Below are 12,673 nucleotides of genomic sequence, written 5' to 3' on the forward strand. Positions count from 1 at the left end.
CCGTGGGGGCGGACGAGGTGGCTGAGCGTTTTGGTCTGGTGGACGGAGTGGAGGTGGTCCGCACCGGGTCGCGGGGGATGTTGTGGCTGGAGCCGCTCGTGGAGGTGGAGACGGCGGACGGGCGGGTCGGGTACGGGCCCGTCGCGGTCGAGGACGTGGACGGACTGGTGGCCGGCGGGATGCTGGCGGGGGCTGAGGTTGGGCCATATCTCGGGCCGGTGGAGGAGCTGCCGTGGATGCGGCGGCAGCAGCGGTTGACGTTTGCGCGGGTGGGGGTGGTGGATCCGCTGTCGACCGCCGACTACGAGACGTACGGCGGTCTGCGCGGATTGCGGAAAGCGTTGGCGTTGCCGCCGGGTGAGGTCGTCGAGAGCGTGGTCGAGTCCGGGCTGCGCGGGCGTGGTGGCGCAGGCTTCCCGACCGGGATCAAGTGGCGGACCGTGATCGACGCCGACGCCGACCTGAAGTTCGTGTGCTGCAACGCCGACGAGGGCGACTCCGGCACGTACGCGGACCGGATGCTGATCGAGGGCGACCCGTTCACGCTCATCGAAGGGATGACGATCGCGGCATACGCCGTCGGTGCCGCGGAAGGGTACGTCTACCTGCGGTCGGAGTATCCGGACGCGGTCGAGACCTTGAGGGCTGCGATCGAGCGGGCCCGGGAGGTTGGCTGGTTGGGGCCGGACGTGCTCGGCGCAGGGTTCGGCTTCGACCTGCACGTCCGGGTCGGCGCCGGCGCGTACATCTGCGGCGAGGAAACCTCCATGCTGGAAAGCCTGGAAGGAAAACGTGGCATGGTCCGCGCCAAGCCACCGATCCCTGCACTACAAGGGCTTTTCGGCCGCCCGACGGTGGTCAACAACGTGTTGTCGTTGGCAACGGTTCCGGCGATTCTCGCGGACGGCGCCGCCGCGTACACGGCGTACGGGGTCGGGCGCTCCCGCGGTACCAGTGTCTTCCAGCTCGGCGGGAACGTCGCCCGCGGCGGAATCGCGGAAACCGCTTTCGGAATCACCCTCGGCGAGCTGGTGAACGACTTCGGCGGCGGTACGGCGTCCGGGCGCCCGGTGCGAGCCGTCCAGGTCGGCGGGCCGCTCGGCGCGTACCTGCCGGTCGACCAGTTCGACCTGCCGATGGACTACGAGGCGTTCGCGGCCGCCGGGGCGATGGTCGGGCACGGCGGGATCGTGGTGTTCGACGACACCGTGGACATGGCCGCGATGGCGCGGTTCGCGTTCGAGTTCTGCGCGGCCGAGTCGTGCGGCAAGTGCACGCCGTGCCGGGTCGGCGCGGTCCGCGGTGTCGAAACCGTCGACCGGATCGCCGCCGGCACCGACCGGCAACGGAACCTGGTGCTGCTCGAGGACCTGTGCGACCTGATGACCGACGGTTCCCTGTGCGCGATGGGCGGCCTCACCCCGATGCCGGTCCGCAGCGCCGTCCGCCACTTCGGAGAGGACTTCCAGGCATGACCCTGCTCAAGGAACCCGATTTCGGAACGCCGGAACGACCCGGTCCGGCGACGATCACGCTGACCGTCGACGGGGTCGCGGTCCAGGTCCCGCCCGGTACGTCGGTACTGCGGGCCGCGAAGCAGGCGGGCGTCGACGTACCGAAGCTGTGCGCGACCGACAACCTGGAGGCGTTCGGGTCGTGCCGGTTGTGCGTGGTCGAGATCGACGGCGTGAAAGGTACTCCGGCCTCCTGTACAACACCGGTCGCCGACGGCATGGTGGTCCGGACCCAGAACCAGCGGCTCGGGAAACTCCGCCGTGGCGTGATGGAGCTGTACATCTCCGACCACCCGCTCGACTGCCTCACCTGCTCCGCGAACGGCGACTGCGAACTGCAGGACATGGCCGGCGTCACGGGCCTCCGCGAGGTCCGGTACGGCTCCGGCGCCGAGGCCGGCGCGAACCACCTGGACGCGCCGACCGATTCGTCCAACCCGTACTTCGACTTCGAGGCGTCGAAGTGCATCGCCTGCTCCCGCTGCGTCCGCGCCTGCGACGAAGTCCAAGGCACGCTGGCGTTGACGATCGAGGGGCGCGGTTTCGACTCGAAGGTCGCGGCCGGTGCCGGCGTACCGTTCTTCGAGTCGGACTGCGTGTCCTGCGGGGCGTGCGTACAGGCGTGCCCGACCGCGACGTTGCAGGAGAAGTCCGTGGTCGAGCTCGGGATGCCGACACGGACCGTGCTGACGACGTGTGCGTACTGCGGGGTCGGCTGCTCGTTCAAGGCCGAGCTGCGCGGCGACGAGCTGGTCCGGATGGTCCCGTACAAGAACGGCGGTGCGAACGAGGGGCACTCGTGTGTGAAGGGCCGGTTCGCGTTCGGGTACGCGAGCCACCCCGACCGGGTGCTCGAGCCGATGATCAGGAACACGCTTTCGGAACCGTGGCGAACAGTTTCCTGGGACGAGGCGATCACGTTCACCGCGCGGCGGCTGCGGGAGATCCAGGCCGCGAACGGCCAGGGCTCGATCGGCGCGATCACCTCGTCGCGGACCACGAACGAAGAGGTGTACGCGGTCCAGAAAATGGTGCGCGCCGTGTTCGGAAACAACAACGTCGACACCTGCGCGCGGGTCTGCCATTCGCCGACCGGGTACGGGCTGAAGCAGACGTTCGGGGAATCTGCCGGCACTCAGGACTTCCGGTCCGTGGACGCGGCGGACGTGATCCTGGTGATCGGCTCGAACCCGACCGACGCGCACCCGGTGTTCGGGTCCCGGATGAAGCAGCGGCTCCGGCAGGGCGCGCAGCTGATCGTGATCGACCCGCGGCGGATCGACCTGGTGCGCTCGCCGCACGTCGAGGCGGCGTACCACCTGGAGCTCGCGCCCGGGACGAACGTCGCGATCGTCAACGCACTCGCACACGTGGTGGTCACCGAAGGCCTGGTGGACCGCGATTTCGTGAACAGCCGGTGCGAGGACTTCGAGGCCTGGGAACGGTTCATCGCGCAGCCGGAACACAGCCCGGAAACAGTTTCCGAAATTTCCGGCGTCCCGGCGGAGACGATCCGCGCGGCGGCCCGGCTGTATGGGACCGGCGGGAACGCGGCGATCTACTACGGCCTCGGCGTCACCGAACACAGCCAGGGCTCCACGATGGTGATGGGCATGGCCAACCTCGCGATGGCGACCGGCAACATCGGCCGCCCTGGCGTCGGCGTGAACCCGATGCGCGGGCAGAACAACGTGCAGGGATCGTGCGACATGGGTTCGTTCCCGCACGAGCTGCCCGGATACCGGCACGTGTCGGACGACGACGTACGGTCGGTCTACGAGCACCTCTGGGGTACGCCGATCCTGAACGAGCCCGGACTGCGGATTCCGAACATGTTCGACGCGGCGATCGACGGGTCGTTCAAGGCGCTGTTCGTGCAGGGCGAGGACATCGCCCAGTCGGATCCGAACACGCAGCACGTGTTCGCCGCGCTCGGCGCGCTGGAGTTGCTCGTCGTCCAGGACCTGTTCGTCAACGAGACCGCGAAGTTCGCGCACGTTTTGTTGCCGGGGACATCGTTCCTGGAGAAGGACGGGACGTTCACGAACGCCGAGCGGCGGATCAACCGGGTACGGCCGATCATGGCGCCGCGGACCGGGAAGCAGGAGTGGGAGATCGTCTGCGAGATCGCGCAGGCGATGGGATACCCGATGCACTACGACTCGGCCGCGCAGATCATGGACGAGATCGCGCTCACCACGCCGACGTTCGCCGGCGTCTCGTTCGGCAGGCTCGACGAGCTCGGCTCGATCCAGTGGCCGTGCGACGCGGCGCATCCGGCCGGCACGCCGATCATGCACGAGGACGACTTCACCCGCGGCAAGGGACGGTTCATGGAGACCGTGTACGTGCCGACGTCGGAGCGGTCGACGCGGAAGTACCCGCTGATCCTGACGACCGGGCGGATCCTGTCGCAGTACAACGTCGGTGCGCAGACGCGGCGGACCGCGAACGTGGCGTGGCATGCCGAGGACGTGCTGGAGATCCATCCCCACGACGCCGAGGTTCGCGGCGTGACGGACGGCGACCTGGTCGCGCTCTCCAGCCGGGTGGGGCGCACCGAACTCCGCGCGAAGATCTCCGACCGGATGCCGGTCGGGGTCTGCTACACCACGTTCCACCACCCGGTGAGCGGCGCGAACGTGGTCACCACCGACAACTCCGACTGGGCCACCAACTGCCCCGAGTACAAGGTCACGGCTGTCCAGGTCGACCTGGTCCCGTCGCCCGTCGCAGTCGAGTCCGAGGCGGTAGTTGCTGGGGGCAAACGATGACCGTCGGGGTGCCGCCGTACGTGCGACTGGCGAACGAGATCGCCGCCCAGTTCGCCCACCGCTCCCCCACGGAGGCTGCCACCGCGATCGCCAACCACATGAACGCGGTCTGGGACCCCCGCATGAAACAGGCCCTCATCGCCCACGCCAATTCCGGCGCCACCGACCTGACCCCCACCGCAGCCCTCGCCGCCCAGCAACTCCAAACCCCGTGACCCAGCCCGGCGAACCACACACGGCGTTACCCGGAGAGGAGCTCGCTCGCCGCGCGGGTGAGCAGGAGGTGTCGGGCCGGTTCGACAAGCGGCTGGGGGTTGGAGAGGGTGGGGGTGTGGACGACAGGCCCGGGGAGATACGCGCGCGTCGAAGGCGCGATGCCGTCGAGTGGGATGTGGCTCGGCAGTTGGCGTTTGCGGTCGCGCGGCCGGGGCGGGTGGTTTCCCGGGAGCTGGCGGACGCCGACGGATGCGTGCTGGGCACCCCGCTCGTCGCGCCCGTCGCCGTACCAGCCGTGGATCGGTCGGCGATGGACGGGTACGCCGTCCGCGGGGACGGGCCGTGGCGGATCGTCGGACACGTCGCGGCCGGAAGCGCGGATCCGGGCGCGCTGGAGGACGGCGAGGCGACCGGCATCGTCACCGGTGCGACGGTCCCGGCGGGAGCGACCTCCGTCGTACGGTCCGAGGATGCGGTCGTGAACGGCGACCGACTGGAAGGACCAGCGAAGACGGGACGGCACATCCGGCGGACAGGCGAGGAGTGCAAGCCCGGCGACCAGCTGCTGCCGGCAGGCATCGTCGTCGACCCGGCCGTCCTCGGACTCGCCGCGACCGTCGGCCTGAACCGCCTCACGGTCGTCCCGCACCCCACCGTCGCGGCCGTCATCACCGGCGACGAACTCGTCCGGCGCGGCCCGTCCTCCCCCGGCCGGATCCGCGACGCGATCGGCCCGATGCTGCCGGGGCTGATCACCCGCGCCGGCGCCCACAACGGACCGCTCACCCACCTCGGCGACGACCGCGACGCCCTGGTCAACACCCTCAAGGACACCGAGGCCGACCTCGTCCTCGTCTCCGGCTCGTCCGCCGCCGGGCCGGCCGACCACCTCCGCGCCGTACTCACGGACCTCGACGCCGAGCTGATCGTCGACGGTGTCGCCTGCCGCCCCGGTCATCCCCAGGCGCTCGCCCAGCTCCCCGACGGCCGTCTCGTCCTCGGCCTCCCCGGCAACCCGCACGCCGCGCTCGTCGCGTTCCTGACCCTCGGCGTCGCCGCGATCACCCGGATGCGCGGGCTCGCCCTCCCCGCGCTCGCGAACATCGCCGTACCGGGCGGCATCACCTGTCACCCGACCAACACGAGACTCGTCCCGATCCGCCGCACCCCGCAGGGCGCCGTACCGGTCGGCCACGACGGCGCCGCCATGCTCCGCGGCCCGGCCGTCGCCGACGCCCTCGCCGTGGTCGCTCCAGGCCCGTCCGAGGCGATCGCCGCCCGGCTGCTCCCGATCGACCCGGGCGCCCGCCCGTGGATCTTTTGACCCGAAATGTCGAGCCTGTCGCGGCACGTCCGACGTACCGGGCATGAATGACTACGGAGTGACCGGTGCGACCACCGGTGTCGAGGTACTGATGCAGCTGCCGGCCAGCACCGTCTGGGCAGGGATCACCGCGATCGACCGGTACGGCGAGTGGAGCCCGGAGTGCTACTACGGCGCCTGGCTGGAGCCCGCCGTCCGTTTCGAGGCACGAAACCGTTTTCCGAACGGCCTGGAAACCTATGTCACGTGTAGCGTCACCGCCTTCGAGGTGCCGAAGCGGTTCGGCTGGAACGTGTATGGCGGCGAGGAGGCCCCGCTGGCGAACTGGACCTACGAGCTGGAGGCCCGCGGCGACTCGACCCTTGTCCGGCAGACCTTCACGCACGGACCGGGCGACAGCGGCTTACGGCTGGGCGTCGGCAAGAACCCGGACCGCGCCGCCGAGATCATCCAGGGCCGCCTCGACGAACTGGCCGCGAACATGCGGAAAACACTCGCCGCGATGGAGTCCGCACTCTGACCTCGGCCGAGAGCACCCGGCAAATCAGGAGGCTTCGCTCTTCTCGGCCTGCGCGGGCGGCGTAGTCCACAGACAGTCGGCGGTCCCCGCGTCGACGTGCTGCTGGTAGATGTCGACCTTCCAGGTGATCACGTTCATGCACTCGTTGAGCTCGGCGATCTGCGCGGCCACGTAGTCCTGGTGGCTCTTCAGCAACGCGAGCCGGTCCGCCTCGTTGCCGGGACCCTGCCGGACCAGGTCCGTGTACTTGCGGATCGTGTCCAGCGGCATCCCGGACGAGCGGAACTTGATGCACATGTCCAGCCACTCGACGTCGTCCTCGGTGTAGACGCGCCGCCCGTTCGACTCCCGTCGTACCTGATCGGCGAGCAGGCCCTCGCGCTCGTAGAACCGCAGCGCGTGCACACTCAGCCCGGTCCGCTCCGCCACCTGCCCGATACTCAGTCCACCCATGTCCGCACCCTAACCCCGCACTAGATCAGCGGCTTCAACGCCGACAACGCCTGCTGTACGTCGGCCCGTGTCGTGTAGACGTGGAACGACGCCCGCAGCTTCCCGTCCCGTACGGCGGCCCGGATCCCCGCCGCGGCGAACGCCTCCTGCGCGCCGGGCAGCTCCGTACTGACGATCGCGCTGTTCGACGGCGGCAGCCCGAGCCCGGCGCGGAACTCGTTCGCCAGCTCCAGGTTGTGCCGGTTGATCGTGTCGACGCCGATCTGCTCGACCAGCTCCAGCGCGGGCGCCGCCCCGACGAAGCTGAACCACGCCGGCGACTGGTCGAACCGCCGCGCTCCCGGATCGAGCTCCATCGCCGGTCCGTAGTACGAGCCGTGCACGTCGCGGGCGGCGTACCACCCGGCGGCCGACGGGCGGCAGCGCTCCTGCAACCGCGGCGACAGGTACCCGAAGGTCGCGCCGCGCGGCGACATCAACCACTTGTAGCTGTGGGCGATCAGCGCATCCACGCCGTCCACGCTGAGCGGGTGCCAGCCGACCGCCTGAGTCGCGTCGAGCACCACGAGCGCGCCGATCTGCTTGCTCGCGGCAACTACCGCGGGGAGGTCGAGGACGTCGCCGGTCGACGACTGCACCGCACTCACCGCGACCACGTCGATCCCGGGCGTGATGGACGCGACCAGCTCCGCGGACGGTACGGCAACCACCTGGACGCCGCGGTCCGCGTGCACCTGCCACGGGAACACGTTCGACGTGAACTCGACGTTGTCGGTCAGCACCTTCGCGCCGTCCGGCAGCGCGTTCGCGATCGGCGCGACCGCCGCGGACACTGTGCTCCCGACGAACACGTCCGCCGCCTGCGCCCCGATCAGCCGCGCGAACGACTCCCGCGCCCGCGTCGTCGACTCGTCCCACGGCTCCCAGTTGGTCGCACCCACCCGCCAGTCCGCCAACGCCGCCTGCAACGCCTCCCACGCCGGCCGCGGCGGCAGCCCGTACGACGCGGTGTTCAGCCAGCCCGCCTCCGGTTCCCAAAGCTCCGCGATCTGCATCCCCTCACCTTACGGACCCCTCTTTGAGCACCCACCAACCACTCTCCCGGTCTCGAAACGGTTGGTGGGTGCCCAAAGAGGGTTGACCTAGACAGCGCTCTAGCTCCTAGCGTCGGGGCTCCGATACGAAGGAGTGACAAGAGATGCGTTACCGCATGCTGGGCGGGACCGGGATCGAGGTCAGCACCCACTGCCTCGGGGCGATGATGTTCGGTGCGGTCGGCAATCCCGACCACGACGACTGCGTCCGGATCATCCACGCCGCACTGGACCAGGGGATCAACTTCGTCGACACCGCGGACATGTACTCCGCGGGCGAGTCCGAGGTGATTGTCGGCAAGGCGCTCAAGGACCGCCGCGACGACGTCGTCCTGGCGACCAAGGTGCACTTCCCGTTCACCGAAGGACGGAACCGGAGCGGCAACTCGCGCCGCTGGATCACCCGCGCGGTCGAGGACAGCCTGCGCCGCCTCGGCACCGACTGGATCGACCTGTACCAGATCCACCGGCCGGACCACACCACCGATATCGAGGAGACGCTCTGGGTACTGAGCGACCTGGTCAGCGCCGGCAAGATCCGCGCGTTCGGCTGCTCGGCGTTCCCCGCCGAGGACATCGTCGAGGCGTACCACGTGTCCGACCGCCGCGGCTACGGCCGCTTCCGGACGAACCAGCCGCCGTACTCGATGATGGCCCGCGGCATCGAACGCTCCGTGCTCCCGACCAGCCGCCGCCTCGGCATGGGCGTGCTGACGTACAGCCCACTCGCCTTCGGCTTCCTGTCCGGCAAGGTCCGCAAGAACCAGCCCCTCGACTCCACCCGCGCCGCAATGGCCCCAGACCGCTTCGACCCGACCCTCCCCGCGAACGCGGCGAAGTACGACGCCGTCGAGCAACTGGTGGAGGTTGCCGACAGCATCGGTACGACGCTGCCCGAACTGGCACTGTCGTTCGTGACGTCCCACCCCGCCGTCACCTCGGTGATCACCGGCCCGCGCACCCTGGACCAACTCAACGGCCTGATCAACGCCGCCGACCGCACCCTCGACGACAAAACCCTCGACCGCATCGACGAAATCGTCCCACCCGGCACCGACCTCTACCGCGCCGACGCCGCCTGGCAACCCCAATCAATCACCGACATCACCCAATGGCGCCGCCCACTGTCCGACCGCTGACGAAGGCGTTCGCGGCCGCTTCTCCCTTGCTGACGGCGTCGGCGGTGTTCTCGATCGGGGTCGCTGTTATGCCGGGGAACAGGATGTAGGTGACGACTGGGCCGTCGACGCCGCCGGAGGAGGGGTCGGGGTTGATGCCGAGTTGCTGGGCGAGTTTGTACGAGCCTTCGCCGATGATGCCGGTGGGGCCCTCGTCGCCGACGACGGCGTACGCGACCTTGTCCTGGTAGACGACCGCGGCGACGGTGCCGCCGGTGATGCCGGAGTCGGGGTAGCGCCAGAGGGAGCTCGGGAGCGGGACGACGATGAACGGGAGGCCGGCCGAGTTCAGTGGCTGGTCGTCGGACTGATGGAACGAGGTGTCGTTCTGGAAGTCCGGGTCGGTGCTCTTGTTGCACTGGGTGGTCTGCTGGCCGTCGCAGTCGATGTCGAGGTCGGCGGTCCAGTGCACGGCGTCGCCGGACTTGCAGACGGCGACCGTGGCGGGTTCGTCCTCGTCGGTCGCGTACTTGCCGTTGGAGAGCTGCATCTCGCAGGAGGCGCGGGCGCGGAGCTGGTCGGCGGTCGGGCCGGCCTCGACGGCGGCCTGCGTCGGCTGGAGCGGGACGATCAGCCCGGTGAGGGCCAGGGCGAGGCAGAGCACGAGCGTACGGCGAACCATCGCAACCTCCGGTGGGGCGAACGGAAGATGAAGGTTTTCGCCAACGACACTACAGGTATTGGTTACTTATTGACAGTCGTATCGTGGTGATAGGCAACGATTCGCCAGGGAGGGTGTCATGAGCTTCGACAGGCCCGGTCTGCCGCATCCCGGTCACGAGATGGATCCCGCGGTCGACGACGCGCTCCGCGAGGAGGGCGTCGAGTTCACCGACGACGACGAGCCCGACATCCCCGACCACCCGGGCGGACCGTCCGCCGGTCCGCAGCCGAATCCCCCACGCCGCCCCAAGGACTGACCCACTCCGTACGTCGTGCACTACCGTGACGCCCATGGTGACGGCATGGCGGTGACGATGCGGGACGTCGCGCGCGCGGCCGGGGTGTCGCCGAAGACCGTGTCGAACGTGATGAACGGGTACCCGTACATCCGCGAGGAGACCCGGACCAAGGTGCTCGCGGCGATCGACGCGCTCGACTACCGGATGAACATCTCGGCCCGGAACCTCAAGTCCGGGCGCACCGGCGTGATCGCGCTCGCCGTCCCCGAGCTCAGCAACCCGTACTTCGCCGAACTCGCCGACGCCACCATCGAGGCCGCCGGCGACCACGGCCTGACCGTGATGATCGAGACCACCGGCGCCGACCGGGAACGCGAACTGTCCGCGCTCGCCCGCCCCCGCGGCCATCTCGTCGACGGGCTGCTCTACAGCCCGCTCGGGCTCGGCCCGGAGGACGTCGACGAACTCAACACCTCGACGCCGATGGTGCTACTCGGCGAGCGGATCTTCCACGGCCCGGTCGACCACGTGATGATCGACAACGTCGACGGCACCAAGGCGGTGATCCGGCACCTGCTCGACCAGGGCCGCCGGCGGATCGCGGTGCTCGGCGTCCGCCCGGGCGAACAGGTCGGCACGGCGGCCATCCGGTACGGCGCCTACACGTCGACGCTGGCCGAGTACGGCGTACCGGTGGCGGCGGAACTCGCCGTACCGGGTGGGGCGTGGCGGCGGTCGAGCGGTGCGGATGCAGTGCACGAACTGCTGGAGCGCGGGGTCGAGTTCGACGCGGTGTTCGCGTTGAACGACCTGTTGGCGCTCGGGGCGATGCGGGCGTTGATCGGTCGTGGGCTGCGGGTGCCGGAGGACGTTGCGGTGGCCGGGTTCGACAACATCGACGAGTCGGCGTTCAGCAGTCCGGCGCTGACCACGGTCGACGCCGGGCGGGTTCAGATCGCCCGGACCGCGGTCGAACTGCTGGTCCGCCGGCTGGGCGGCGACGACGCGGCGCCCGCGGAGATCGTCGCGCCGTACGAACTTCACCTGCGGGAGTCGACCGGAGCGCAGCCGACCTCCGGCTGACGCCCGACGGGCGGCCGAGGCCCGGCTCTTGACCTCGGGCGGGTGCTGCCCGATGATCTTCTACACCGATGTACTACACCGATGTAGAAGGAGTGCTCGTGCCGTCTGCCAGCCTCACCTTGGATCCCGCCTTCGGGGTCGCGCCGGTCAACCGGCGGACCTTCGGCACGTTCGTCGAGCACATGGGCCGGTGCGTCTACACCGGCATCTACGAGCCCGGCCACGCGACCGCCGACGAAAACGGTTTCCGAAACGATGTCCTGGAGTTGACGCGGGAGCTCGGCGTCTCCGTGGTCCGTTACCCCGGCGGGAACTTCGTGTCCGGCTACCGCTGGGAGGACGGCGTCGGCCCGCGCGATCAGCGCCCGCGCCGGCTCGACCTCGCCTGGCACAGCGTCGAGACGAACGAGTTCGGCCTGGACGAGTTCAGCCAGTGGTGCGTCAAGGCCGGCGTCGAGCCGATGATGGCGATCAACCTCGGCACTCGCGGCGTCCAGGAAGCGCTCGATCTACTCGAGTACACCAACCACCCCGGCGGTACGGCGCTGTCGGATCTCCGCGTGTCACACGGTGCGACGCCGTACGGGATCAAGCTCTGGTGTCTCGGCAACGAGCTCGACGGGCCGTGGCAGGTCGGCCACAAGACGCCGGCGGAGTACGGACGTCTGGCGGCCGAGACCGCGCGGGCGATGCGGATGATCGAACCGGACCTGCAGTTGGTCGCATGCGGATCGTCATCCTCGAAGATGCCGCTGTTCGGAACCTGGGAACGCGATGTCCTGCGCGAGACGTACGAGTTCGTCGACTACATCTCCTGCCACGCGTACTACGGCAACGACGACGGCGACACCGCGTCGTTCCTGGCGTCCGCGGTGGACATGGACCACTTCATCGACTCGGTCGTCGCAACCGCCGACGCGGTCGGCGCGGAACTCAAGAGCAGCAAGAAGATCGGCATTTCCTTCGACGAGTGGAACGTCTGGTACGGCGACCGCTCGCGCCGCACCGACGGGCCGGGCGACCGATGGGAGGTCGCCCCGCGGCGGATCGAGGACGAGTACAACGTCACCGATGCCGTTGTGGTCGGCAACCTGCTGATCTCGCTGCTGCGGCACAGCGACCGGGTCGGCGTCGCCTGCCTGGCGCAGCTCGCGAATGTGATCGCGCCGATCATGACCGAGCCAGGCGGCGCGGCCTGGCGGCAGCCGACGTTCCACCCGTTCGCGATCACCTCCCGGCTCGCGGCCGGTCAGGTACTGCGCGTCGAGATCGACTCGCCGACCGTGACCACCGCGAAGTTCGGCGAGGTCGCGGCGGTCGACGCCGTCGCCACCTACGACGACGGCCGGCTGTCCGTGTTCGCGGTGAACCGGTCGAGCGAAGGCCCGGTCGAGGTGACGATCGACCTCAGCCGGTGTGCCGCGACCGCGATCACCGAGGCCGTCATCGTGCACGACGACGACCCGGACGCCACCAACACGGCCGCCACTCCCGACCGAGTCACCGCGCGGCCGTTCGAGTCGGCGAAGCTCGTCGACGGAAAGCTCGTGGTTACGCTACCGGCGATCAGCTGGACAGCGTTTTCTCTGTCGACGGACTGACGTCGCTGGCTCAG

General features: G+C 69.4%; 12 protein-coding genes. 9 read left to right on the plus strand and 3 right to left on the minus strand.

Annotated features, from left to right (window positions below; all coding sequences use genetic code 11):
- Positions 1 to 17 precede the first annotated feature (17 nt).
- The 5 genes from ACXJJ3_RS18330 (at position 18) to ACXJJ3_RS18350 (ending at position 6,348) form a co-directional block, all read left to right on the plus strand.
- Positions 18 to 1,475 (plus strand): NADH-ubiquinone oxidoreductase-F iron-sulfur binding region domain-containing protein, encoded by a 1,458-nt coding sequence (locus ACXJJ3_RS18330; protein ID WP_458171388.1) that lies wholly within the window; start codon positions 18 to 20, stop codon positions 1,473 to 1,475.
- The gene (fdhF, locus tag ACXJJ3_RS18335; protein ID WP_458171389.1) at positions 1,472 to 4,288 is read left to right on the plus strand and encodes a formate dehydrogenase subunit alpha; all 2,817 of its coding nucleotides are present in this window, start codon (positions 1,472 to 1,474) and stop codon (positions 4,286 to 4,288) included. Before ACXJJ3_RS18330 ends, fdhF begins: the two co-directional genes overlap by 4 nt.
- A complete protein-coding gene (locus tag ACXJJ3_RS18340; RefSeq protein ID WP_458171391.1) occupies positions 4,285 to 4,503 on the plus strand; it encodes a formate dehydrogenase subunit delta in 219 nt (72 codons plus the stop codon). The genes fdhF and ACXJJ3_RS18340 overlap by 4 nt, the downstream gene beginning before the upstream one ends.
- Positions 4,504 to 4,679: 176 nt before the next feature.
- Positions 4,680 to 5,828: a molybdopterin molybdotransferase MoeA gene (locus ACXJJ3_RS18345; RefSeq protein ID WP_458171392.1), complete on the plus strand. Its 1,149-nt coding sequence runs from the start codon at positions 4,680 to 4,682 to the stop codon at positions 5,826 to 5,828.
- A 43-nt stretch (positions 5,829 to 5,871) separates the two neighbouring features.
- Complete coding sequence (locus ACXJJ3_RS18350) at positions 5,872 to 6,348, plus strand: SRPBCC family protein (protein ID WP_458171393.1); 477 nt, start codon at positions 5,872 to 5,874, stop codon at positions 6,346 to 6,348.
- Positions 6,349 to 6,372: 24 nt separating this feature from the next.
- Here ACXJJ3_RS18350 and ACXJJ3_RS18355 read toward each other — a convergent pair whose 3' ends face one another.
- Complete coding sequence (locus tag ACXJJ3_RS18355) at positions 6,373 to 6,801, minus strand: MerR family transcriptional regulator (RefSeq protein WP_458171394.1); 429 nt, start codon at positions 6,799 to 6,801, stop codon at positions 6,373 to 6,375.
- 20 nt (positions 6,802 to 6,821) lie between these two features.
- Positions 6,822 to 7,856 carry an aminotransferase class V-fold PLP-dependent enzyme gene (locus tag ACXJJ3_RS18360; protein WP_458171395.1) on the minus strand — a complete coding sequence of 345 codons (1,035 nt, stop codon included), beginning with the start codon at positions 7,854 to 7,856 and terminating at the stop codon, positions 6,822 to 6,824.
- A gap of 143 nt (positions 7,857 to 7,999) precedes the next feature.
- On the opposite strand from ACXJJ3_RS18360, the gene ACXJJ3_RS18365 reads away from it, so the two are divergent.
- The gene (locus ACXJJ3_RS18365) at positions 8,000 to 9,034 is read left to right on the plus strand and encodes an aldo/keto reductase (protein WP_458171396.1); all 1,035 of its coding nucleotides are present in this window, start codon (positions 8,000 to 8,002) and stop codon (positions 9,032 to 9,034) included.
- On the opposite strand, the gene ACXJJ3_RS18370 is transcribed toward ACXJJ3_RS18365, so the two are convergent.
- The gene (locus ACXJJ3_RS18370) at positions 9,000 to 9,695 is read right to left on the minus strand and encodes a glycoside hydrolase family 75 protein (protein WP_458171397.1); all 696 of its coding nucleotides are present in this window, start codon (positions 9,693 to 9,695) and stop codon (positions 9,000 to 9,002) included. The genes ACXJJ3_RS18365 and ACXJJ3_RS18370 overlap by 35 nt on opposite strands.
- A gap of 118 nt (positions 9,696 to 9,813) precedes the next feature.
- Between ACXJJ3_RS18370 and ACXJJ3_RS18375 the strand changes: the two genes are divergently transcribed.
- The 3 genes from ACXJJ3_RS18375 to arfA all read left to right on the plus strand — a co-directional run bounded on the left by ACXJJ3_RS18375 (position 9,814) and on the right by arfA (position 12,659).
- Positions 9,814 to 9,993 (plus strand): hypothetical protein, encoded by a 180-nt coding sequence (locus ACXJJ3_RS18375; protein WP_458171398.1) that lies wholly within the window; start codon positions 9,814 to 9,816, stop codon positions 9,991 to 9,993.
- 45 nt (positions 9,994 to 10,038) lie between these two features.
- On the plus strand, positions 10,039 to 11,058 hold the full coding sequence (locus ACXJJ3_RS18380) for a LacI family DNA-binding transcriptional regulator (RefSeq protein WP_458171399.1): 1,020 nt from the start codon (positions 10,039 to 10,041) through the stop codon (positions 11,056 to 11,058).
- Positions 11,059 to 11,156: 98 nt separating this feature from the next.
- On the plus strand, positions 11,157 to 12,659 hold the full coding sequence (gene arfA, locus ACXJJ3_RS18385; RefSeq protein ID WP_458171400.1) for an arabinosylfuranosidase ArfA: 1,503 nt from the start codon (positions 11,157 to 11,159) through the stop codon (positions 12,657 to 12,659).
- The last annotated feature ends 14 nt before the right edge of the window (positions 12,660 to 12,673 follow it).

The sequence above is a fragment of the Kribbella sp. WER1 genome (assembly GCF_054189145.1).

Coding starts and splice junctions, on each gene's coding strand:
- fdhF (WP_458171389.1), top strand. CDS start 1,472: ATGACCCTGCTCAAGGAACCCGATTTCGGAACGCCGGAACGACCCGGT.
- ACXJJ3_RS18340 (WP_458171391.1), top strand. CDS start 4,285: ATGACCGTCGGGGTGCCGCCGTACGTGCGACTGGCGAACGAGATCGCC.
- ACXJJ3_RS18350 (WP_458171393.1), top strand. CDS start 5,872: ATGAATGACTACGGAGTGACCGGTGCGACCACCGGTGTCGAGGTACTG.
- ACXJJ3_RS18355 (WP_458171394.1), bottom strand. CDS start 6,801: ATGGGTGGACTGAGTATCGGGCAGGTGGCGGAGCGGACCGGGCTGAGT.
- ACXJJ3_RS18360 (WP_458171395.1), bottom strand. CDS start 7,856: ATGCAGATCGCGGAGCTTTGGGAACCGGAGGCGGGCTGGCTGAACACC.
- ACXJJ3_RS18365 (WP_458171396.1), top strand. CDS start 8,000: ATGCGTTACCGCATGCTGGGCGGGACCGGGATCGAGGTCAGCACCCAC.
- ACXJJ3_RS18370 (WP_458171397.1), bottom strand. CDS start 9,695: ATGGTTCGCCGTACGCTCGTGCTCTGCCTCGCCCTGGCCCTCACCGGG.
- ACXJJ3_RS18375 (WP_458171398.1), top strand. CDS start 9,814: ATGAGCTTCGACAGGCCCGGTCTGCCGCATCCCGGTCACGAGATGGAT.
- ACXJJ3_RS18380 (WP_458171399.1), top strand. CDS start 10,039: ATGGCGGTGACGATGCGGGACGTCGCGCGCGCGGCCGGGGTGTCGCCG.